We start from the raw sequence: 22,196 nt of genomic DNA on the forward strand, positions 1-22,196 counted from the left end.
GAACTCATTATCCTATCAGGCCAGCATCGACTGCATCACATCGGGTGAGGTTGTGCTTTCAGGGGCTGTCGCGGCGATGGTTTGATCGGCGGGACCTATCTCGGGGGTCATCATGTCATCAGCCAGAAACGCGACGGCTTCGGTCGCGAGCGCAGGCATATCGACGCCCAGGGGATCAGCGTCTGTGTCGATAAGCTCGGCCTGATAAAGCAAGGCGTCGTCATAGACCTCACCGTTCACGGCAATGGTTGAATCGACGCCGTATTCGTTGATCGTCGCGATGTTGATGGTGGCATTGGAACCGGTGGTGACTGTCGCTGTCGCACCTGTCGCCGCTTCAAGATTATCGAGTGCGAGGTGGACCTGATCACTATCGCCCAAGACGTTGGTCTGTTCGATCCAGTTGACCGTTGTCAGATCACCTTCGATGTAGAGCACGCGCAGAATTTCGGTGCCCTCGAACACGCTGTCATGGGCTACGCTTTCATCAATTGTCAGCGCGCCATTTGCAAGCTCAGCACTTGCTGCGGCAAAGTTGTCTTGCATGCCGCCGTAAGTGTCGACGCCCACGCCGTTCATCACAGCGCCGTTGAACAGCAGATTGTCGCTACCACTAAAGCCAGCAGGCAGATCGCCGCTATAGGTCACGGTGTCATTGTCGATCATGATGTTGATCTGGTTGATCCAATTGACGGAAATCATGCTGCCACCAATCATGATCAGGTCATATCCAAAACCCAGTTCAGATAAGTCAGTCAGGTTGATGACCGAATTTTCGCCTGTGCTGATGTACACGTTGGTGCTGTCAAATCTGACCTCGGCGCGGTCGTCATCGGTCACAAAGCTGTACTGGATGACCTGATTGACGGCGATCAGATCGCCCTCAATCCGGGTGACCGCCCAATTGGATGGCAACCCAAGATCGGCGGGGGTATCTGGGGCATCCTCACCCCCTTCGGGCACTGGAGTGGTGGCAGTCGCCGAAAGAGTTGCGGCGTTCATTGCGGTCGAAGCGACGCATTCTCCAAAAGTCCCATAGTCATAATCCACAAGGACGTTAATCTGCGAGATCACACTGAGGTTCACGACATCGCCCATGACCGAAATTACCGGCGCATCAAGCCAGGCGCTGTTGATGACCACTTCATTGACCAAGATGTTGGCGCCTGTCACGACAGCGTGGCCGTCTTCGATATCAACTGGGCTGGTATCGCTGTAACCGGGTGCCAGCCCCTCGAACGGGTCGGGCCAATCATCGTTGCTGGCCACATCCGCATCAGGCTCTGCATCCGCATCCAACGTGGTTTCAACTTCATCATCATCGTCTGCGCGGAATGCCGGCCATAGGTCATCAAGCGTTGGAATGATTTCGCTAACCTGTCCGTTGATGTGCTGACCAAACGCGTCAGCACCATGCAGCATCGCGGCGGCCACACCCGTCAGGGTCGTGACCTCAGCAGATGAAATCTGGTCGTGCAACGCGATCGCGTCCAGTGTCGCGTTTTCACCAGGGACGACCATTTCCGCGCTCAAAGGAGCGGCGATGGCTAAGGCGATGGTCTGGTATTGCTGTAACTGAGCAAGGAACTCTGCGGGGTCGGTGAATTCAGTATCACCTGTGCCAAGCAGCAGTACATCGTTGTCGTTGAGGAATGCATATTGGACCGTGATAACAACAACGCTTGCAGGCGGCTCGATCATGATGGTGGCTTGACCAAACCCCGACACGCTTGCCTGTTGTGACAAGGTGTCTGTGGGTGCCGCGACAACTGGCGCAAGCTTGGTGAGTGGGAGATACGTACCGGAGTGGAGTGGGCTATTAATGAAATTGGCCACTTCAACAGCGACCTCTTCTGTGTCGATCAGATCGACAGTGAAACCTTCGAGTGAGTACTTTGCTTTGAACGAGACACCCATTGTCTCAATCGGGTCATTTTCCGGATCGGCAGCGGCCAAGGACTTAAACTTGTCGTAGACCTCGCGCATCCGTTCTTCTTCTAGAGTGGTATGAAATATACCAATCATATGAGCGACAACCTCGGTCACTTTATCCATAAACATCGCAGCCTCGCCTTCGGTTAAAATAGGCACTTGTCTTGCGGTTACCGGTAAATCTGACGCGCAAAATGCGCAGACGCGTTCTAAAAATCTAAAATCAATTTTGCGGCCTGAGCCCAAAGTGATCCGGGCTCAGGCGTTGTTTTCCTAGCGCTTATGCGCCGTCGGCATCGTCGCCGATGTAGCTAGAGCTGAATGAGCCGCCAACGACTGTCATATCGACAGTATTGCCCAGCACGTTGGCGCCCTGAACGATGGTCTGGTTGAACGCAGATGTATCAATCTGCGATGCGGCTGAAGCGAAGGATTCACCGGTGACATAGCCGTCGTCACCATTGTTGGATCCCCACATGCCAGCGTTGCCACCGGCACCACCACCGCCAGCGAAGGCGTCGCCGCCTGCGCCACCTGTGCCGCCACCTGCTGTCACGCCGCCGACCATGGCTTGCCCACCAAAGGCATCACCAGTATCGCCGCCCCAGGCCTGACCGCCGTAACCGTCACCGCCAGCACCGCCAGTTGCGTCATTGTTGCCGCCGTATCCAGCGGAGTCGTTGGTCGCGTCTGAGGTTGCGTCTGCTTGACCGCCTGCGCCGCCTGTTGCGTCGCCGGCAGCGGCCATTCCCAGACCCATGCCAGTTGCACCAGACATCGCACCGGCATCGCCCGCATCACCGCTTTCACCGTAACCCGCGCCCAAGCCGTTGGCGTTCGCATCAGCATCCGACATACCAGTAGAGCCGTTATTGGCACCGGCAAGTCCAAGACCTACCAGACCAAGCCCGACGCCAATTGCGCCAGCATCGCCGTCATTGCTGCTGTCGGCACCTGCACCTGCTGCTGCAAGTCCTGCACCAATGCCGCCAGCATCACCGGAATCGCCGCCTTCGGCATTCGCACCGGACAGTGCTGTTCCGGCACCCAGGCCAGCCGCGATCGAAGCAGCGTCGCCGCCGTCACCACCGGTTGCACCCGCACCAGACGTCGCACCACCAAGGCCAACACCAAGTCCGACCGCAGTGGCACCAGCACCGTTGCCGCCGGTTCCACCGCCAGCATTGGCGTTGCCGCCAGGACCGCTTGTGCCACCGTCTGCACCGGCATGACCACCGACGCCAAGACCACCAAGGGCCGCGCCGCCATCAGCATATGCTGAACCGTCGCCATCACCGCCAGCTGCCCCAGCGGAGATACCGTCATCGGCCTCTGCGTGGCCACCGGTTGAGGTGTTGGTCTGGTTCAGCGATCCGCTGTTGGACACATTTTCCAGTGTGTCATTGTCGACCAGATTGTTGGACTGCGCATTGACAGTGGCCGAGTCGTTACCCGCACCGTTGAGGGCATCATTGAGGATATCCTCAAGGTTTACCTCATTGCCGGGGTCATAGCTTAGGTCTCCGTTGGCCATGATGATGTCACCGGTCGTTGAACCATCCAGATCGATGTCAGCAAAGTCATCATCGGTTGGCACCCAGCCTTCCATGTCGATACCGACATTCACATCAACATCCGTGTGGGATGAGTTGTGGTTGGCATTGGCGTTGAGGTTTCCGTTCAGGTTCCCATTGCCGTTGGAGTTGGCACTGGCATTCGCGTTGGCATTTCCGTTGTGGTTGCCGTTGCCATTACCATTGAGGTTGCCGTTTCCGTTCAGGTTGCCATTGCCATTGCCGTTCCCGTTGTGATTTCCGTTGTCGTTATCGTTGTCACTTTCGGAAGACTGGTGCTGGCCCTGACCTTGGGCTTGTAGCTGGGCCTGAAGTTCGGCCTGCGCCTGTAGCTGCTCCTGGTCCTGCTCCTGGTCTTGGCTCTGGTGGCCGTGGTCGCCCCAGGGGAAGATGAAATTGTTCTTGTTAGACATTTGATTAACTCCGTAAATTACATCTACGGGATCGCCACTCTATCTCAGACGACCAACGTGTAGATGATGTTTTCGATTGAATTGGAATTGGGAACGCCGGACGATATCTCGATCCAAGGTTCACCTGTTTAGAGATTATGTGTTTCCGTTCGCAGTACCCCCTTTGTCCGTTGCCGAAGAGCAGGACCGCACTGGGATGATTCGGGCGAAAATGTCCGTTAGTGCGGGCCGGACCGACGCCAAATCGGACGTCGGCCATCACGCTGAATTCGTGATACGACAAGCGTGCTCTGATACCTGCGCTGGGGAAAGCTGGACAAAGTGTCTATGTGAAACGGGGGTGCAATGCGTTGATAATTCCGCAAAAAAGAGCGGTGTATAATCAAAAGGTCTATACGCTTTTCAGGATACAGTTAGTTACTTTGATAGGTGATTGATGCACTTTCGGAGACATTAAGGATTTCCATACTTTGCAAAGTGGCAGACAAAACTATAGAATAGTGATAGTTTGTTTGACGGTTAAAACTTGTGCAGGTGGCGATTTTCCATTTGGATTTAACCATGTTTAAGGCTCTGCGTGCAGCTTGGCAGGCAGCCAATACGTGCTTTTGACGGGCTATTTCGACCCGGTGAAGAAGGCACATGACGATCACCTTAGGGTGTACTTGAGTATTATTGATGACTGGAAACGCGGGCTTGATTGTGCGCTGTTTGGCTTCTTTCGATAGACGCGTGCAAATGGGGTAACAGGTTCTATTTGCTCAGGCCGCAGATTGCGCGACGTGTGAGATTAGGAATTTTGGTGGGGTAAATTATTTTGAAACATGCTGACAAGATCTTGGACGCGAGAACTGTCAACAGCGTATTTGTTGGTGACGCGCTAAGCTTTTCAAATACGGCGATGACACTCATTGAAGCTGAATTGCAGTGTATTTCGTCTATCCGCATATCGTCGCTAGGTGAACTGCTTTCCATAAAACACAGGCGTTCGGATGCTCTGCGAATGATCATTGTGGACGAGTTGATGTTGGAGGAATTCAAAAAGGCCTTTCCGCAATTGCGCGCAGCATTTCCAACAACCTGTATCGCACTGGCCTATCGACGACCGGAAATTGCACGCAAGCTATTGAACGAGCTGCAATTGAACCCATCGTGGGGCAAAGTCGGCTTCCTGCCAATGAATACAAATCTTGATTGCTGGCTGTCCATTGTGCGTTTGCTGGCCTCTGGTGAGTGCCATGTGCCGGTGGAGCTTCTTGCGTATGCGCAGCCAGCCACTTTCGCGCAATCCGGCGGTGGAACACCCAAGGACGCCGATCATATCCATTTGACTGAGCGGGAACTCCAGGTTTTGGAGTCGGCCGCCGCCGGCAAGCAAAACAAAATCATAGCCGATGATCTGAAGCTGTCACAGCACACCGTGAAACTATACATGCACCGCATCATCGCCAAGCTGGGCGTGAACAACCGTACCGAGGCTGCGAATTGGTTTCATAGCAGGAAGCTTGGTTTCTAGGGTGGACCAGATGACAAAACCGAGCAGCCCAACCGACTTTGACGCCTTCTTGCTGCTGATCGGTAAGCTCAATTATGCGTGGACGAATACCGAAAGCCTGCTGATCCACATCATCGCGGGATTGTCGGGCATGGACAAGGAAATCGCGACAGTCGTTTTCCTGACGCTTAATACCACGCGCGCGCGTATCGACATGGTTGAACGGCTTTCGAAACTCAGTCGCGTCAAGCCCAAAGAACGTCACCGGATCTTGGCGCTGACGGCGCGTATTCAGCGCCAATCGGCGCTGCGAAATCGCTATAACCACTGCATTTACGCCTTCGATAGCGCTGGGAATAAGCCGCGCTCGATTTTGATGCGCATAGCAGACCGAAAGGACAAATTGTTGATGGGTCAAGTCAACGACCTCGACGCAGGTGCTGCGAGGGCCGTTGAAGCCGCGATCAACGAGTTGAAGCTGATAAATCACGATATCTGGCAAACCGTAGGTGAATTCAACTACCCGACCTGATCGGTTTTATCCGTGTGGTCACAAGTGCTGGATGAGGTGATTGAAAGGTCTCTCAGGCTGTCTTGGTTTATTTGAACTTGTCCGTCGTCAGGGTTTTTCGGAGATCTGAGGCTGTATCGTAGCGGAGGCTCTGGTTCGGTTTCTGTTTGAGTTTATGCGGCCGCGGCTTGGTGCTGCAACCGGCGTTTTCTGAGTGTCTGTTTCTTGATCTCCTCTCGCTTTTTTCAGGATCTTTGCGCCACGGCCCTGATAGACGTCGGCGGGTGTCAGGTTGTCCAAGCTCTCGTGGTAACGACGGTTGTTATAGTGATCGACAAAGGCGCCGATTTGGCATTCCAGATCGCCGGGTAGGTAATAGTTTTCCAAGAGAACCCGGTTCTTCATGGTCTGATGCCGCCTTTCGATCTTGCCCTGGGTTTGGGGGTGATGTGGCGCACCACGAAGGTGATCCAAGCCTTTGCCCTCAAGATAGTCGGCGAGATCAGCCGCCACATAGGACGAGCCGTTGTCGCTGAGAAGCTTGGGCTTTTGCACCACCGTTGCCCGATTGCACCCAGACGCGTCCAGCGCCAGGTCCAGCGTGTCGGTTACATCTACGGCCTTCATTGTTGTGCAGAGCTTCCAGGCGATGATGTAGCGGCTGTAGTCGTCGAGGATCGTGGACAGATAGAACCACCCCCAGCCGATGACCTTGAGATAGGTGAAGTCGGTCTGCCACAGCTCGTTCGGTCTGGTTGTCTTGTCGCGGAACTCATCGGCCGCCCAGATCACCACATGGGCTGGTGCCGTGATCAGGTCTTCGGCTTTGAGAAAGCGATACGCTGAAGATTCCGAGATAAAATACCGCTTCTCGTCGGTGTATTTGACCGCCAGTTCGCGCGGCGTCAGATCTTCGTGGTCCAGCGCGAACTCGACAAAGGCTTCACGGACATCATCCGGGATACGGTAAAGTGGTCATTCGACTTTGGGCTAAGTAGGCCTCGGCGCATTTGCTGGCCCTTCAATTTCGGCCTAGGAGAATTGGTCCATCTGGATGCCAAGCGACTTGGCTTTTGAATAGGCGGTCGTTGGGGCAAGCCCGAGGATCGCTGCCGCGCCGGATTTTCCGGAAATCTTGCCCTTCGCGCGGCGCAGGGCGGCTTCGAAGTTCTTGATTTCCAGTTGACGGAGTTCTTTCTGGGTCAGGACGCGGTTCGTTTCTGTCGGCGTATCGGCCTGCTCGCTTTGGAGGTCGAATTGCAACCTGCCGCCTTGCGCAAGGATCGCCGTGCGTTCGATCACATTTTCCAATTCCCGCACGTTTCCGGGCCAATCATACGATTGCAGGGTTTCCATATTCGCTTTGGTCAGGGTCATCTTGGGCAGGCGCAGACGCCCCGTGGTCCGATCAAGGAAATGCCGCGCAAGGTAGGGGATGTCTTGGGGACGGTTCCGGAGGGGTTCGCTCATGATTGGAAGCACGTTCAAGGCAAAATAGAGGTCCTGTCGGAACCGCCCCGCCCGCACTTCGGCTAGCAGATCAAAGTTTGTGGTAGCGATGACCTTAGCGGCCACTGGAATATCTACACTGTCGCCCAGACGTCGGAAATGACCGGTTTGCAGGACGTCATGCAGGCTGGCCTGCACTTTAGCCGGCAGGGCTGCAACCTCGTCCAGATGCAGAGTGCCGTTGTGGGCCATCAGCAGTTTGCCGGTCACATCCCGCGCTGCCCCCGCAAAGGCGCCACGGCGATAACCAAACAGCTCGGCCTCCAGATCGGTGGCCTTTTTCTGATCGCAGTTGATGCGCACAAGAGGACGGTGATGCCGGTCGCTTGCTTCATGGATCGCAGAGGCCGTCATGCTTTTACCCGACCCCGACGGGCCAGAGATCAGCACATGGGCACCGCTTCGCGCGGCGAGATCGATCTGGGCGTTTAGCGATTTGATTGCGGGTGAGACACCGACCACGCCGGTGTGGGACCGAGCCGAACGAATTTCGGTGAGAAGGTATTCGTTTTCCTGTTGCAGCTTCACCTTCAGGTCTTCGACCTGCGCCAAAGCAACGCGCAGCTTGCGTTCATTTTCCTTGCGTTCGGTCACGTCGCGAAAGATCACTACCGCTCCGGCCAGAACTTTGTGGTCGTAAATCGGGGTTGAGACATATTCCACGAGGATCGGCTTGCCGTCCTTGCGCCAGAACACGTCATCGTCCACGCGCATGGTCTGGTCGCGGCGGAACGACTTGTAGATCGGGCATTCATGGGCCGGGAAGTGGTCACCACTCAGATGTTTGTGGTGGATGATCGAATGCAGTTCGCGCCCGATAAGGTCATCCGAGGACCAGCCCAACATTTCCTGCGCCGCGCGGTTCACGAACGTGGCCTGTCCTTTGGCGTTGATGCCGTAGATGCCTTCGCCTGCTGCCTCAAGGATCAGATGGTTCTGGGCTTCGACCTCCTGAAAGAAGCCATAAATGTTTTGCCATTGGGACAGGCCCGCGTTTTGGTGCGCCTCCCGTTCAGCCTGCTGGTTGCGACGGTCGTGCTCGTCGAGGTCGAGGAAGCTGAGCAGCACCAAGCCCGACTTGAGTTGCGCCCCGTAGGTCTGAAGCCGCAAAGCAACGCCCTTCGCGCCGGTCAGCGAGAGGCTGCGATCCACGTAAGTCCCGAAATGTGCAACCGCATCGAAAAACACCGCAGCGGCGGCGAAGTCATTTTCCATCTGGCTGGACAGGGGCGCCGACAGCGTAGCCTCCCCCAGCAAGGCACGCCCTGGGTCATTGGCCGCGACGACCCTGTCGGCACGGGTGTCGACTATGATCGTTGGCATCGGGTGATGGGAAATCAGATGTGCGGAATCGGTTTCGTCAAGCATAGGGCAGATGATGGGGTGCCGAAGGGCCTTAACAAATTACGAAATTTCGTAACTTACGAAAATTCGTCACGTCCGCCCAGAAATTAATCAATAAATTCAACCCCAACCCACTTTGAAGGCACCTGGCGGAAGGTCTTCTGCACTGCAGCGTTGCGTGGAAACATGTCGTTGACCAATGACAGGAGACGGACATGACAATCAAGAGCCTTGGAAATCCTTATTCCGAAAAGACCGACCTTAGGCATGGTGCAGATTGCGGATGTGACAGCTGTCTTACCGGACACGGACACGACAAGACCCATAAGGAGCCGACAGCTATGTCGTCTGAAGAGATGATGGAACGGGCGGTCGAAAGTGCGGTGGTCCGGTCTGTATTCGGCCAGAACGATATCGCGCGGCGGTCCTTTATGGGCATGGTGGGGGGCACGTCCGTTGCGGCGGCGCTGGCCTCGGTCTTTCCGGTAAAACAGGCAGTGGCCAACATTCTGGATGACCTCGGCACGCCAGAAAAGACTGACCTGAACATCGGCTTTGTGCCGATCACCTGTGCCACGCCGATTATCATGGCGCAGCCTTTGGGCTTTTATGAACGCTACGGTTTGAATGCTCAGGTCATCAAGACCGCAGGTTGGGCCGTAGCCCGCGACAAATCACTGTCTGGTGAATACGACGCATCCCATATGCTGACGCCAATGCCTTTGGCGATGACGCTGGGTGCAGGTTCTATCGCCGAACCCTACATCATGCCCGCCGTTGAAAACATCAACGGGCAGGCGATTGTTCTGTCTAATGAACACCTCGACAAGCGCGACCCAAGCCAGTGGAAGGGCTTCACCTTTGGTGTTCCGTTTGAATACTCCATGCACAACTTCTTGCTGCGCTACTACGTGGCTGAATTTGGGCTGGACCCTGACGTGGATATCCAGATCCGCGTGGTCCCACCGCCAGAGATGGTCGCCAACCTGCGGGCTGGTAACCTTGACGGCTACCTGTCACCTGATCCGTTCAACCAACGTGCCGTTTATGAAGGCATTGGCTTCATCCACATTCTCACCAAAGAAATCTGGGAAGGTCATCCATGCTGTGCATTTGCTGCGCCATTGTCTTTCGCGACCGAATTGCCAAATACATACGGCGCCTTACTCAAGTCGATCATTGACGCAACGCAATACGCGTCGAACTCAGAAAACCGTAAGGAAATCTCGGCGGCCATCGCACCGACGAACTACCTTAACCAACCGGTCACAGTCATCGAACAAGTTCTGACGGGCACCTATGCGGATGGTCTGGGCGAGGTGCAGCGTGTGCCGGATCGCATCGATTTCGATCCCTTCCCATGGCAGTCAATGGGGGTCTGGATCCTGACGCAGATGAAGCGTTGGGGTTATATCGAGGGCGATGTCGACTACAAAGGCGTGGCAGAACAGGTCTACCTGGCGTCTGACGCCCGCAAGGTCATGACCGATCTAGGTTATGAAGCACCGACAGAAAACTACAAATCGCACATGATCATGGGCAAGACGTTCGACCCTGATCAGCCGGAAGCCTATGTCGACAGCTTCGTGATTAAAGCGGGCGACTGATGGAGCTTTTGTCAGAAAACAAGCGCGCGGCGATCTGGTCGATAGCATTGCTCTTTGTCGGTCTGTTTGTGTGGGAAATTTCGATTTCCACACAAACGATCAACACAGGCGAGCTGACCGAATATGAATTGCTGACGGGGGCGGGTTCGGCGAAAGCAGGCGTGCCGCCGCCCAGCGAGGTCGCGGTCAAAGCGTGGCAGGAACTGTCCAACCCGTTCTATGACGCGGGCCCCAACGATAAGGGCATCGGCATCCAGATCGGCTATTCGATCTACCGGGTCCTGACAGGCTATTTTCTGGCCGCGATCATCGCGATCCCACTTGGATTTCTGATCGGCATGTCATCGGTGGCGTACAAGGCGCTAAACCCGTTCATTCAGGTTCTGCGGCCCATTTCCCCTCTCGCGTGGATGCCATTGGCACTGTTCATCATCCAAGACTCAGAAGCTTCCGCTATCTTCGTGATCTTCATCTGTTCGATCTGGCCGATGTTGCTGAACACAGCCTTCGGTGTGGCCGGTGTGCGCGAAGACTGGGTGAACGTGGCGCGCACCCATGAACTTGGGCCGCTCAAAACGGCCTTCACGGTTGTACTGCCAGCTGCTGCACCCACCATCGTAACAGGCATGCGGATTTCCATCGGTATCGCATGGTTGGTCATCGTCGCCGCGGAGATGCTCGTGGGGGGTACCGGGATCGGGTATTATGTCTGGAACGAGTGGAACAACCTCGATCTGACATCCGTCATCTTCTCAATTCTCATGATCGGCGTTGTTGGCATGTTGCTGGACGCGGCCTTTGGCCTGCTTCAGCGGCGCGTTGCCTACGTCGAATAAGGTAGATCCATGGCAAGTTCATTTCTGAGCATCGAAAAGCTGACCCAGCGCTATCCTGACGGCAAAGGCGGCGAATTCACGGTTTTCGAGAACGCAAGCTTCGGCATCGAAAAGGGTGAGTTTGTTTGCATCCTTGGTCATTCGGGCTGCGGCAAGTCAACAATCATGAACATCCTTGCGGGACTTTCGGAGCCGACCAAGGGGGTTGTGAAGATGGACGGTTTGGAAGTCTCCGGCCCGAGCCTTGATCGTGGCGTGGTGTTCCAGAACTATTCGCTGCTGCCGTGGCTGACGGCCCTGAAGAATGTGACTTTCGGGGTGGCTGCGCGGTTCCCGGATTGGACGAAGCAACAGGTCGAAGACCACTCAATCGCATTTTTGGACAAAGTCGGATTGTCGGGCGACGCCATCCACCGCAAGCCCAGTCAATTGTCTGGCGGCATGCGTCAACGTGTGTCGATTGCCCGCGCTTTCGCCAATGAACCCAAGCTGTTGCTGCTGGATGAACCCTTTGGCGCACTGGACGCGCTGACGCGTGGCACAATCCAGGAAGAGCTGCTGAAAGTCTGGATGGGCACCGATCAAACGGTTTTCATGATCACCCATGACATCGACGAGGCGATCCTACTGGCGGATCGTATCTTATTGATGACAAACGGTCCTTTGGCCCGCGTCGCAGAAAGTGTTGAGATCACCATCCCAAGACCCCGCGTGCGCACCGACATTGTGGAGCACCCAAATTACTACGCCATTCGCAATCATCTGGTGCAGTTCCTTGGGAAACGCTCGGCGGAACTGGCCGGCCAAGCCAGCGCGCAGGACGAGACCCATTCGCCCCAAACCGTTCGCATCGACAAAACGGATGGCGCGGTGGGCGAGCAGCCCTTGTTGCAGGCGGTCAAGACATGACAGACCGACAACCGCGCGCGCCCGTTCCGCCGTTCAGCTATGATGACGCTGTGCAAAAAGTGCGGATGGCCGAGAACGCCTGGAACGGGCGTGATCCCGCCAAAGTCGCACTGGCGTACACGACTGACACCAAATGGCGCAACCGGTGGGAGTTTTTGAACGGGCGGACTGAGGTCGAGGCTTTTCTGACCCGCAAATGGGCCACCGAGCATGGCTATCGCCTGATCAAAGAGATTTGGGCCCATAGTGAAGACAAAATCGCGGTCCGCTTTTGTTATGAATACCACGATGCCGCAGGGCAGTGGTTTCGCGCTCATGGCAATGAAAACTGGGAATTCGATGCGCTTGGCTACATGGCCGTGCGTCACGCCTCGATCAACGATGTACCCATCCCAGAGGCCGAACGTCTGTTTCACTGGGATGCCCCCGGACCCCGCCCTGATGATCACGCCAGCCTGACAGAGCTTGGGCTTTAAAAATCAGTATAAAAGAAGGACACCACACCAATGACCGACATGATGACCAAAGAAGATGTCACAGCAATGATCCTTTCGGCCAAAAAGACCGCCGGACTGACATGGGAAGGCATTGCCGAAAAAATAGACATGTCACCTGTCTGGACCCATTCGGCGGCTATGGGCATGAACGCCTTTCCACCAGAAAAGGCCGCGTTGATGGTCAAGACCATGGGCCTGCCACAAGAGGCCGAAAGCGTGTTGGCCGAAAGTCCCACCAAGATCTGGGAACAAGCAGTTCCAACGGATCCCTGCATCTACCGGTTTTATGAAATCGTTGGTGTATACGGCCCGACCCTGAAAGCGCTGATCCAAGAAAAGTTCGGCGACGGCATCATGTCTGCAATTGATTTTGAAATGTCTGTCACGCGGGTCGAAAACCCAAAGGGAGACCGCGTGAAGGTTGAAATGTCGGGCAAATACCTGGGGTATAACAGCTGGTAGGATTGCAGCGGGCCGCCGTTGCCGAAGTCAATGAACACCTACTGTGCTTCGGCGATGATGGAACGATAGACAGTCGAACCATTTGGGGAAAAACGGCCGAACAAAGCAAGTTCACGATGTTTCAAAGTCGGGGACATTGCCAAGCCTTACAAGGAAGCTGGGCGCTCCGACTTCGCCGGATGTCACGTCCTCGCTGACCATATAGGCATCAGCACCAACGCAGCCTTCAGAACGTGCCTCCCTTTCCGCTCGGTCTTGTGCTTGCGATGCTGTAGAATATTGAAATTGCTTGCCAATTTTTAAGACGCGCTGACCGCTGCCCGCAGCGTCCGTTTCTACATAGGTTTGGCAAATGTAGTGCGTTTTTTCCGTGTTCTCGTCCGAGTTCATGACGAAAGAGACCTTGGGTCGAATGGATTCGTTGATGAACATCTCATCGTTTTGTGACTCCACTAGACTGGCGTGCTTTCCGTTCTTTCGCAGTCGTTTCGCTTGGCGTATTCGCTTCTCTCTCTAGGCGCGCGTTCCGCAATCGCGTGATCTTAGCTTGGCGTTCTTCTGCGTCGTCATCGACCATTTTCCGGACGACGCGTGTTGTTTTGTCCATCGGTGTTTCCGGTTTGGTGTCATAGGACTTGAACACAGATTTCTTTGTCAGTTTTGCCATTGGTCGGTCTCCTCTTTCGTTTTTGGGGCCACATGTCCGAACTGAGTTTGTCAAATCAAAGCCAGATGTTTGGCCTTGCTTCTTGATGGTGACCGCCTTGGGTATCGGTCATCGCGTAGCTCTGTTTGGATATCGGGTGCAGCCATTGCACGCATCAACGCTTTGTAATTCATCGGAAACCTCATTTCGGCTCCCACCCTGAACGTTGAATGGTGCGTGCCAACGACAAGATGATCGCTGGTTGCACCAATCAATGCTGTTCCCAAAGGCATTGTAAGCCCTTGAATATCCGTGTCCTGCTGTCCGATGGCCAGTATCAGACGCCGGGCGCCAGCATCGTTCGACACCAGACGCGGCTTCGCAAAATCCGGGCTGACCAAAGCAATAGACGGCAGCGCAGGCTCTGCATCCGTCTCAATGACCTCGGCGATGAGTGTAAAGGCGTCCGTATGCATGCCGCCAATTTGTTTGCCAGTAATTGGGTCGACACCCAGAAGTATGGCCTCTCCCAGCCTGAGATCATTTACGCGACCCACCGGCTGTTTCCCAAACGCCCAGGGCAAGTTTGCCGAGTTCCCGCCAGACACAGCTTCAATGTAGGGGCCACACAGCCCCTCTATTTCGGTTGAAAGGCTGGAGAAGGCCGCCATTTTTGCGGCAGTCGGGGCTATTCCGTTCAAGCAGGCAAAGTTTGCAGCGATGCCTTTCAAAGCGACGCCCGGCATATTCACAACGTGTTGCGCAATGGCACCTACATTCTCGGGCAATATGCCTTCGCGTAAATCGCCCATCTCTACCACGAGGATGATATCGTGAACCATGTTCTTTCGTATCGCGGCCGCAGCTAAACCCGCAATCACGACGATCTGAGTATTGTAACTTGCGTCACACAGTTGGACAACTTCATCCACCTGGCTAAGCATCGGTGTGCGGATCAGAGTGATTGAGCAGTTTTTGTTCGCATCTCGCAGTCGTCGCACATTGCTCAGACGGGCCTCGGCCAGACCTGTACATCCACCATCCAGCATAGCCTGCGCGACGGCTGGATGCCCGCAGACAGCTTTGGTTACGCCGGTCACACGAATTCCGCGCTTTCGTAGCCGCCCGACAACCGTTTCTGCGTTGTGGCGTATCTTTCCAAGGTCAACTTCGATGCGCGGCGATGTCATATCGTGGCTGCAGGTGCGCTTTGTCGCAATCCGGGATAGGCCGCAACGATCATGGCAAGCAAATGGGCGGTTGGTCGGCTGAGCGCATCAGTCACTGGTAATCCCAGCTTTTGCGATTGTGACGCAATGGTTTGCGTTATCTCAGCCTCTGACATCCCTTCGTGGTTTAGCGTGACACCAATGACCTTCGTATCAGCGAATGCCTCGATGAGAGCAATCTCGCTCTCCGGTGTGGGCATCGGCATATCGGGAAAATCGCAGCGATGGGCGCGTTTGGGCGCGTGCTGAAGGATAACGGCATCCGGTTGGCTGCCGCGCAGAATGAAGGCGGATGTGCAAAAGGCAGGGTGGCTCAGCGCGCCTTGCCCCTCGATCAGGATCACATCGGGCTGTTCGGCCTCAGATGCTGCAACAATCGCGCCCTCAAGTTCGCCACAACAAAACTGGGGCGGCACGGCGTCCATCGCAACGCCATACTTTGCGCCCTGCATCAGACCCGTCTGACCCGTGCCAACCAGCACCGTCTTGATGCCCTTCGCGTTCAGGGCACCGGCCAGAACGGTTGCTGTTGTCCGCTTTCCGATCGCGCAGTCAGTGCCAAGAACTGCGATGCGTAGCGCGTTCACACCGGCAACACTACCGTCGAACAGCTTCATGTCTTTGCTGGGTTTGGGTCTGCGAATATCGCGGATAGTGACCTTGTACTCAGACGCTGCATTGGCAATTTCCGCGTCGTCGCTCAGATACTCGTGCAGACCGCTGACGACATTCATACCCTGCGAGATCGCATGCAGGACAACGCCGCGATCCGTCAGCGACAGCCGCCCTGTTGACGGAGCCATGCCATAGATGAGCGTGTCGGGTACCGTTGCCGTATGGGCAATCGCGGCATCAAGGTTTTCGAAGATCGGTATGTCGTTCGCCACACCATCGAGGACAAGGCCACTGTCCTGTCCGCTGCGGGTGCTGTCGATGATGGACAGGATACGATACGCCTCTGAATGACGCACGAGGCCATTTGCGGTCTTACCATCAACTTTGGCAAAGTTGTCTTCGCAATAGACAATTGCCGATGGCGGTGAGGACAAACGAGCTTTTGCTGTCGCACTTATGGGTTCGCTGATGATCGACGGTGGTGCCTGCGCACCCCTGACGGGACGTCGGATAGTACTTTCTGCTTTGAGTTCGGTTTCCATGATCATTCCTTTGTTTGGTCGGCACGGATGGCGAAAATGTCGTCACCCCCGTATGTTGAAGCCGATTTGGCCGTGCTGTCGCTTTAGTTGATGAGAAGGCACAAGCCCTTGGATTTTCGGAAGTTTCTATTGCACTCCCAGCGGTTTCCCGACCTGTCCAGATGGGCGTTTTCGGGCACGTCTATCGCTGCACATGCTTGTCCAGAGGTGGCGTATCCACGCTCACACCTCCATCCATTCCCGTAGGTTGCGTCATCGAAGTAGGCGTTCTCGGGGACCATCACTGCGACGCAAGAACTAGCTTGTTGAAAGAAACCGCGCTCGCATGTCCAAGACTGACCATAGGCTGACGTGTTCAGATATGCGTTTGCGGGAACCACAATGGCAGAGCACGCGTCATCCACCGCCTCAAAGCCGCGGTCGCAAACCCACGGCGATCCATATGATGTGTCTGCCAGATAGGCGTTTGCGGGCAGGTTGACCTTCTGACATGTATCATCGAGCTTGGTAAATCCCCGCAGGCAATGCCACCGTGCACCTGACGGAGCCAGGTATCCACCTTTGGGGACAGCAACGGCGACACAATCGGCTTCACCATCAGCGCGAAAGCCATGAAAGCATTCCCATCCAAGCCCGTAGGCCCTGTTGGTTTCATAGGCATTCATCGGTACGATAACTGCGACGCAACTTCCTGCGTTCAGCCGGTATCCGATATCGCACTTCCAACCATCACCATAACTTTGCGGGCTGGCGTTTTCTGGGATGGCTTGCACTGAAGTCTGGGCATGTACGGGTAGCGCTGTTGCTAGTAATATAAGCATGGCGCCAGCGAGCAGCCGGATCATCATTTGGGCGTCTGACCGCACACGCGTCCCGCAAGACGATTGTGGCAGCGCTATTTGCAGCCCTGACCTATGATCCATCTGGTGCAAGCCCTTCTAGGCAGGCGACAGCAAGATCGCGGTTGGGTGTCTCAGTACCGGGAAATGTCGCCCAGCCTGTCGCCATCATTGCGCGACTGCGCCCGAAAGAAGACCCATCCTGAATTGTCGCCAGCTTCGCAACACGCTCAGGATCTGCCGCAGAGGCATTCAAACAGACAGGAACCATGGCCGATGTCACTTCCTGCGTGGCAAAGGTTTGTGCCATATCCTGCGCACTACCCGCGGTTGTCCAGCCGCCCCAGGTAAACCCCAATACACTAGCAACAATCGCACCACCCACGGCACCGTAGGCACCGGGTTTCGTCCATTCTGGAAAAGTCATTTTTTGATCCTTTGGCGGAGAAAGCGCCGCCTCACTGTTTTGACGATTTTTTTGGTCTGGTCTTGCTTTGGGCTGCTTATACGGCGCGGCTATCGACGGGCCGTAGTTGGACCCGTCAGTGGGCAACCTGATCAACAGGTATGTCGCTGTGCATAAAGAAGGCTCAAAACTTTGACTTTGCAGAACCTCAACTTCCGCAAAATTCATATAGCCGCCCGGCAGCGACTTACCGATTTACCGGATCACCACCAAATGATGAACAAAAGCCATAAATGATGTTGTGGCGCGCGATACCATCGGCACTTTCTCTAACATCAGATCCCAACAGGGTCACAACGGCTGAATTTTGATGGTGGAAGATTGCAATTCGCTGCAGCAGGCGGTCTGCCTAAGCCGACGAGAGTTGCAACCCTTGTCTCTTTTACGTAGCCGCTTGGCGCCGGAATTACAACGGTGAAGAAAAAACGGCTTCAAACATGCTCGCGCATGTGGCCGCGTCAGCCAGACGTAGAACCCGCTCCGTAACGCACCAAGCGCGTCACACATCCGGCTAACGGGGCAAACCGGCAGCAGGTCACACCTCACACGCCGCGCTATAAAGCGTGAACGTTTACATTTGACCAGCAATCTCTATTGTTAATCATATGGATTTGATGAAGTTTCTATAACTCGTTAAAGCTTTGGAGGCCGCCTTGCGTGACGACCTAGTCTTTCCTCAGTTGTCCGGTCTGGCCCGGGTAGCGTTTTTTGACGGTCTTAATTTCGACAACCAACCCATGGTTCGTATTGATAATGAACGCTTTGCGGCACGGAGCCTGGTGGACGTCGCCAACCTCACAGTCGGAACGGAACTCGCCGTAACTGACCTTGCGGGCGAGACCTCACAGCTTTTGATCCTCGGAGCCCTCGTCAATCCACGCGTGGCCAAGGTCGATGACAAGATCGAATTGATCGGCGAAACCGAAGTGGTGCTACGCTGCGGCCCGGCATCCATCCGCCTGACCCCCGACGGCCGCGTAACGATACGCGGTACGCGGGTTTTGTCACGGTCGGATGGGGCGAATAGGGTTCAGGGTGCGAGTGTTGAGTTGAATTAGATTTCTCGGAAGGGGTTATTTGGAGACAGCGCATTCTGTTGATCTTCGAAAGAGAAATCTTCACTTTTGTCAAACATCAACTCGGACAGGGCGACTGGAGTTCCAATTCTGGGTATATCCTTCAAGGTGTCGAATGCCCCAGAGGGATGGTGCTCGATGAGGTATTTCTTGGCTTGCACATACCATTCTTCGAATGCTTCGCTTGCCGATGTAGCGCGCCGCGCAATTTGTAGAATCATGAATGTATTTTCCGCAAGAACAAAGACCTCTTCCGCTTCATGAACAGACAAGTTCAATGCATCAATGCAAACAGCGACTGGGCCGTTGCTTGGGCCGCGCCACTCATCGGGATCAAGCATCAGGTATTCGAATACTGGTTGCTGGCTTGAACTACATGCAATGCATTCCAAAATATGCTCGGCGTCCGGATTGAGCTGTGATGCGCGGAGTCGCGTAAACGGCCAAAAGGTGATCGCCACCCCCAATGCCAAAAGCGCATTCACCGATATACCAAAAAGCGAATTGATTTCCTCATCGTCAATCGGCTCTGCATAGTTCTCGACATCCCACTCATCCCAGACAAAGTCCGGAGGGGTTTCTTGTTCTCCTAAGCTTCCGACGTAATGGACAAATGCCTCGCAATAACTATTCATCTAACCACATTTCTGATCGGCACACCAATCATAAGATTGATCGTTCTCATCGCAAAGTTCAATTTCGAAACAGGCGCAGGCCGCTGCAAGCATCGCCTGGCAGTATTTACAACATGGCACTGGTGGATTCCCGGCCCAATCAATCTTGAAAAGAAGGTTTCCTCCCGGCGCATGCTTACCAAGAACATCCTCCAATATTTTTGCTTCGGCGTGATTAACTCCGCCCTGAGGATTCGTCGAGTAACTGTGCTGCCCACAATCGGCGTTGTCGTTCATACGCGATGAGATTCCCTTAGGTGTGGTTCTCTTTTTACGATCTGGCCAAAGTCCTTTGCTAAAGCTAGCACGATAGAGCCATGGTCGCGTATGGGACTTTACCGCTTGTCCACGAAAGTAGTGAGTGCCTCCACCCGGCGGTTTATATCGCGCCGATGCTACGGTCCCGGATTGGCGTCGCTTTGGTTGCTTCCGACCTCTGGACGCCATGTTGATACCATCAAGTGTCACACATTCTGGGTCCGGATGTGAAGGTGCAACGTTTGGCTTGGAAGCATTCGGACCTGCCGCCGTCGCCGGATCACTCCCGTGGTTTGTCGTGGTTAAATCCAGAAATCTTTCTGCACCTGCTTTCTCGAATAACACATCAAACGAATAAGCTTGGTGCTTGTTCTTACCGCTGATCGTGTGCGACACCACGTCCATTCCGAAAGACCGTGTCGCAGGTTCATTCCCCTGACTTTTCGTGTAGGTTGATCCGTTCTTCTTGCCGACTTCCTTTTTCTTAATCTTGACCGATCCGGTGCCATCGCCTGTTTTGCCCGCATCCGTAAACAACGGATAAGGGATTGGGATCGGCCCTGCCGGCGGGGATGGCGGGGACAAGCAGACGCTGGGAAAAGCCGCAATCACTTTGTTCGGTGTCGCCTTTCCAGAAACCTCTCGACCATTGGCAAAAACGCTCATGCCATTTCTCCTACCAAAGCGACGCGGGTGCCGTCGTCTTCTCCTGCGGCGAACATAACAGCACCTGGAAGAAAGCCCGATCGTCCCGCCTCGAACGCCCAGCCCATGGCTGCGGGCAAAAGTGCTGCGCCGACCTCGCCGATTGTCTCGACCACATTCCAATGCTCCACGTGGTCACGCGGACGACGTGACCCACCTTCCGGTGGCAGTCTGTCAACACGAATGCTGGCCAGGGCCAGTTCTTTAAATTTGAAATGCTCACCGTTCAAATCAGCCATAACCAATGGTATATCATAGAATTGTCGGCCTGACATCTGCTCGGCAGCGCGCAGCGCTTCGGTCAGCCCCTTGGCCGATACCGGTTGGTCCTTTGATCCCCCGTCCCCACTTGGCTCAAGGCCCTTGCCCATCCCGGTTATGCGCAGCTCCGGACCACCGCTTTGACCGCTTGGCGCAACAAGAAGTCCGGCGGCGGCTTCCCCCGCGATGAACCCGCTTGAGTTCGCGCCGCAGAGAAGACGCGATTTTTTGATATAGTGTTCGACGATGGACTGTCTGAGGAAGCTTTCGACGCCCACGATAATCGCCGGGCCACCCAAGCTGGCTGCGCGCTGCAGCAAATACGGCAGCGAGACACGTCCTTGCGCAATCAACTCGCTGCGCGCCGGCAGAGCGCCACCCATTTTTTCTGCAAGCCCCTCGCGAAGGCTGTGTTCCAAGTTGGCGTCCCTGCCGGGACGACCATCAGGTGCCACGCCCAAAAGGATCGGGATGTCTTCGGGCGCCACACCCAGTATTTCGGGCACTTGGTCGCGACATTCTTGCACGACCGGCAGGATCAGCTCGGGCAAAAACGTTGGTCCCTCCCACCATTGATGCGCATTCACACGAAACGCCATCAGGTTCTCGCCCGAAGTGTAGTCCCAAAGGTTCGCGCGGGACGCTCCTGAAACGCCAGCCCGCATGGCCGCAACTGAGCTGGGACCATCGTGACCAGCCGCGGTCCACATGCCATAGCCAATGACGGAAAGATTGGGGGCCCCGCTCATGCCGCCACTGCCACGGCTGGCAAGTCGCCGCGCGACGTGATGGTGATGCTTTCCACCTCAAACAGGTCGCGATCTGTCACCAACCGAGCACGCCACGTCAGACATAATTGCAATGCCTCGCCCAAGACCAGAACCGTGTCCAGATTGGCGATCTTCTGGGTGACACGACCTGATCGACGATTGAAAGTCATCACAACCGAAACCTGCGGCAGATAGGTAACGACCCGTGGCGCAGGCGTCAGGTGGACAATTTCGATCGGCTCGCCACCTTGGGGATATCCTATCCACTGGTCAGGTGCCGTCGCCTGAAAGTAGCGGTAATCAAGATCATCCGGCGGAAATGGCATGTGGTCTTTCATCCAGACCTTATCATAGGTCCCGACCCAACTGCGACGAGGCAACCAAGCCCTGCCCATCGGTCCGAACGCCATGGGCGGATAGCTACCATCTCGGGACACAGGATCAGCCCCGCCGGCTGCCATCGTCTGGGCGACTGGAAGGCCCTCTAGATCCTCGCGCAGTGGATAGTAGCCTACACCAGCTGGATTGGTTTCAAAGGTGCGCGCATGGTCTGGCCGGTTCGGCTCAGGGTCCGCTCCCCCATAAGCATGATCGTAGTCGATAGGTTGCTTCAGAAATGGCCGCATCTCGGAAACGGAGAATCCGACAGCCCCGCTCAACCAGATACGTGACCCAAGGGCGACAAAATGCTTCGACCAATTCCCAATGCGAACCCCGACTGGAAGCCGCGTCACAGGCGACGCACCCGGTGCAATCGCAGGGCCATCAACGATAACGTCGCACTTGGGTTTAAACGGTGCAAAGTCGTTCTCGAAACGGACACAGTCAAACGCGGGGTCTTCGCCAAATTCATCGGCGTAAACTAGGGGACGTTGTTCAGACGCCATTAGGCAAGGCTGACCTTGTTCGACCGGCAAGACAAACGTGCCTTTCACAGCCACTACGACACATTCGTGGCCCGAGGGTTCAAACCCGCCGGTCAGCTCTGCTTCAAAAGGGGTCTTATTCTCCAGCTGCATTTGATCT

At 55.3% G+C, this 22,196-nt stretch carries 21 protein-coding genes and 1 pseudogene; 8 read left to right on the forward strand and 14 right to left on the reverse strand.

Features of this window, described 5'->3' with window-relative positions; all coding sequences use genetic code 11:
• Window positions 1-15: 15 nt before the first annotated feature.
• Together MWU60_RS16105 and MWU60_RS16110 are read right to left on the reverse strand one after the other, a co-directional pair.
• Window positions 16-2,091 (reverse strand): type I secretion protein ATPase, encoded by a 2,076-nt coding sequence (locus MWU60_RS16105; RefSeq protein ID WP_247228402.1) that lies wholly within the window; start codon window positions 2,089-2,091, stop codon window positions 16-18.
• A gap of 121 nt (window positions 2,092-2,212) precedes the next feature.
• Window positions 2,213-3,919, reverse strand: coding sequence for a hypothetical protein (locus MWU60_RS16110; protein ID WP_247228605.1), 1,707 nt, complete (start codon window positions 3,917-3,919; stop codon window positions 2,213-2,215).
• A 901-nt stretch (window positions 3,920-4,820) separates the two neighbouring features.
• Here MWU60_RS16110 and MWU60_RS16115 point away from each other — a divergent pair.
• Together MWU60_RS16115 and MWU60_RS16120 are read left to right on the forward strand one after the other, a co-directional pair.
• On the forward strand, window positions 4,821-5,435 hold the full coding sequence (locus MWU60_RS16115; RefSeq protein WP_247228403.1) for a response regulator transcription factor: 615 nt from the start codon (window positions 4,821-4,823) through the stop codon (window positions 5,433-5,435).
• A 10-nt stretch (window positions 5,436-5,445) separates the two neighbouring features.
• Window positions 5,446-5,946 (forward strand): hypothetical protein, encoded by a 501-nt coding sequence (locus tag MWU60_RS16120; protein ID WP_247228404.1) that lies wholly within the window; start codon window positions 5,446-5,448, stop codon window positions 5,944-5,946.
• Window positions 5,947-6,098: 152 nt separating this feature from the next.
• On the opposite strand, the pseudogene MWU60_RS16125 reads toward MWU60_RS16120, so the two are convergent.
• Both MWU60_RS16125 and MWU60_RS16130 read right to left on the reverse strand, forming a co-directional pair.
• Window positions 6,099-6,891, reverse strand: a pseudogene (locus MWU60_RS16125) (DDE-type integrase/transposase/recombinase); the annotation flags it as partial.
• 66 nt (window positions 6,892-6,957) lie between these two features.
• Entirely contained in the window at window positions 6,958-8,757 is a 1,800-nt protein-coding gene (locus tag MWU60_RS16130) for a sigma 54-interacting transcriptional regulator (RefSeq protein WP_247228405.1), read from the reverse strand.
• Window positions 8,758-9,119: 362 nt separating this feature from the next.
• On the opposite strand from MWU60_RS16130, the gene MWU60_RS16135 reads away from it, so the two are divergent.
• The 5 genes from MWU60_RS16135 to cynS are packed head-to-tail and all read left to right on the forward strand — an operon-like array spanning window position 9,120 to window position 13,089.
• Window positions 9,120-10,385, forward strand: a complete 1,266-nt coding sequence (locus tag MWU60_RS16135; protein WP_247228406.1) for a CmpA/NrtA family ABC transporter substrate-binding protein — start codon at window positions 9,120-9,122, stop codon at window positions 10,383-10,385.
• Window positions 10,385-11,221, forward strand: a complete 837-nt coding sequence (gene ntrB, locus MWU60_RS16140; protein WP_247228407.1) for a nitrate ABC transporter permease — start codon at window positions 10,385-10,387, stop codon at window positions 11,219-11,221. The genes MWU60_RS16135 and ntrB overlap by 1 nt, the downstream gene beginning before the upstream one ends.
• A 9-nt stretch (window positions 11,222-11,230) precedes the next feature.
• The gene (locus tag MWU60_RS16145; RefSeq protein ID WP_247228408.1) at window positions 11,231-12,130 is read left to right on the forward strand and encodes an ABC transporter ATP-binding protein; all 900 of its coding nucleotides are present in this window, start codon (window positions 11,231-11,233) and stop codon (window positions 12,128-12,130) included.
• A complete protein-coding gene (locus tag MWU60_RS16150) occupies window positions 12,127-12,606 on the forward strand; it encodes a nuclear transport factor 2 family protein (RefSeq protein WP_247228409.1) in 480 nt (159 codons plus the stop codon). The genes MWU60_RS16145 and MWU60_RS16150 overlap by 4 nt, the downstream gene beginning before the upstream one ends.
• A gap of 30 nt (window positions 12,607-12,636) precedes the next feature.
• Window positions 12,637-13,089, forward strand: a complete 453-nt coding sequence (cynS, locus tag MWU60_RS16155) for a cyanase (protein ID WP_247228410.1) — start codon at window positions 12,637-12,639, stop codon at window positions 13,087-13,089.
• 111 nt (window positions 13,090-13,200) lie between these two features.
• Here the strand turns inward: cynS and MWU60_RS16160 are convergent, their stop codons facing one another.
• The 6 genes from MWU60_RS16160 to MWU60_RS16185 all read right to left on the reverse strand — a co-directional run bounded on the left by MWU60_RS16160 (window position 13,201) and on the right by MWU60_RS16185 (window position 17,387).
• On the reverse strand, window positions 13,201-13,521 hold the full coding sequence (locus MWU60_RS16160; RefSeq protein WP_247228411.1) for a hypothetical protein: 321 nt from the start codon (window positions 13,519-13,521) through the stop codon (window positions 13,201-13,203).
• Window position 13,522: 1 nt separating this feature from the next.
• On the reverse strand, window positions 13,523-13,756 hold the full coding sequence (locus MWU60_RS16165) for a hypothetical protein (protein ID WP_247228412.1): 234 nt from the start codon (window positions 13,754-13,756) through the stop codon (window positions 13,523-13,525).
• Window positions 13,757-13,806: 50 nt separating this feature from the next.
• Window positions 13,807-14,925: an alanine/ornithine racemase family PLP-dependent enzyme gene (locus tag MWU60_RS16170; protein WP_247228413.1), complete on the reverse strand. Its 1,119-nt coding sequence runs from the start codon at window positions 14,923-14,925 to the stop codon at window positions 13,807-13,809.
• Window positions 14,922-16,121, reverse strand: a complete 1,200-nt coding sequence (locus MWU60_RS16175) for a DUF1611 domain-containing protein (RefSeq protein ID WP_247228414.1) — start codon at window positions 16,119-16,121, stop codon at window positions 14,922-14,924. Before MWU60_RS16175 ends, MWU60_RS16170 begins: the two co-directional genes overlap by 4 nt.
• Window positions 16,122-16,204: 83 nt before the next feature.
• Entirely contained in the window at window positions 16,205-16,894 is a 690-nt protein-coding gene (locus tag MWU60_RS16180) for a hypothetical protein (protein WP_247228415.1), read from the reverse strand.
• 139 nt (window positions 16,895-17,033) lie between these two features.
• Window positions 17,034-17,387, reverse strand: coding sequence for a hypothetical protein (locus MWU60_RS16185; RefSeq protein WP_247228416.1), 354 nt, complete (start codon window positions 17,385-17,387; stop codon window positions 17,034-17,036).
• Between the two features lie 776 nt (window positions 17,388-18,163).
• Between MWU60_RS16185 and MWU60_RS16190 the strand changes: the two genes are divergently transcribed.
• Window positions 18,164-18,484 carry a hypothetical protein gene (locus MWU60_RS16190; protein ID WP_247228417.1) on the forward strand — a complete coding sequence of 107 codons (321 nt, stop codon included), beginning with the start codon at window positions 18,164-18,166 and terminating at the stop codon, window positions 18,482-18,484.
• Here the strand turns inward: MWU60_RS16190 and MWU60_RS16195 are convergent.
• Genes MWU60_RS16195 through MWU60_RS16210 form a run of 4 tightly spaced genes read right to left on the reverse strand, consistent with a single transcriptional unit; the run spans window position 18,481 to window position 22,189 of the window.
• Window positions 18,481-19,137, reverse strand: a complete 657-nt coding sequence (locus tag MWU60_RS16195; protein ID WP_247228418.1) for a hypothetical protein — start codon at window positions 19,135-19,137, stop codon at window positions 18,481-18,483. The two genes, MWU60_RS16190 and MWU60_RS16195, sit on opposite strands and share 4 nt — an antisense overlap.
• Window positions 19,138-20,100 (reverse strand): PAAR-like domain-containing protein, encoded by a 963-nt coding sequence (locus tag MWU60_RS16200; RefSeq protein WP_247228419.1) that lies wholly within the window; start codon window positions 20,098-20,100, stop codon window positions 19,138-19,140.
• Entirely contained in the window at window positions 20,097-21,149 is a 1,053-nt protein-coding gene (locus MWU60_RS16205; RefSeq protein ID WP_247228420.1) for a 3-oxoacyl-ACP synthase, read from the reverse strand. Before MWU60_RS16205 ends, MWU60_RS16200 begins: the two co-directional genes overlap by 4 nt.
• The gene (locus tag MWU60_RS16210) at window positions 21,146-22,189 is read right to left on the reverse strand and encodes a DUF2169 domain-containing protein (protein WP_247228421.1); all 1,044 of its coding nucleotides are present in this window, start codon (window positions 22,187-22,189) and stop codon (window positions 21,146-21,148) included. Before MWU60_RS16210 ends, MWU60_RS16205 begins: the two co-directional genes overlap by 4 nt.
• Between the last annotated feature and the right edge of the window lie 7 nt (window positions 22,190-22,196).

The organism is Yoonia sp. F2084L, from assembly GCF_023015625.1.
Classification (GTDB): Bacteria; Pseudomonadota; Alphaproteobacteria; order Rhodobacterales; family Rhodobacteraceae; genus Yoonia.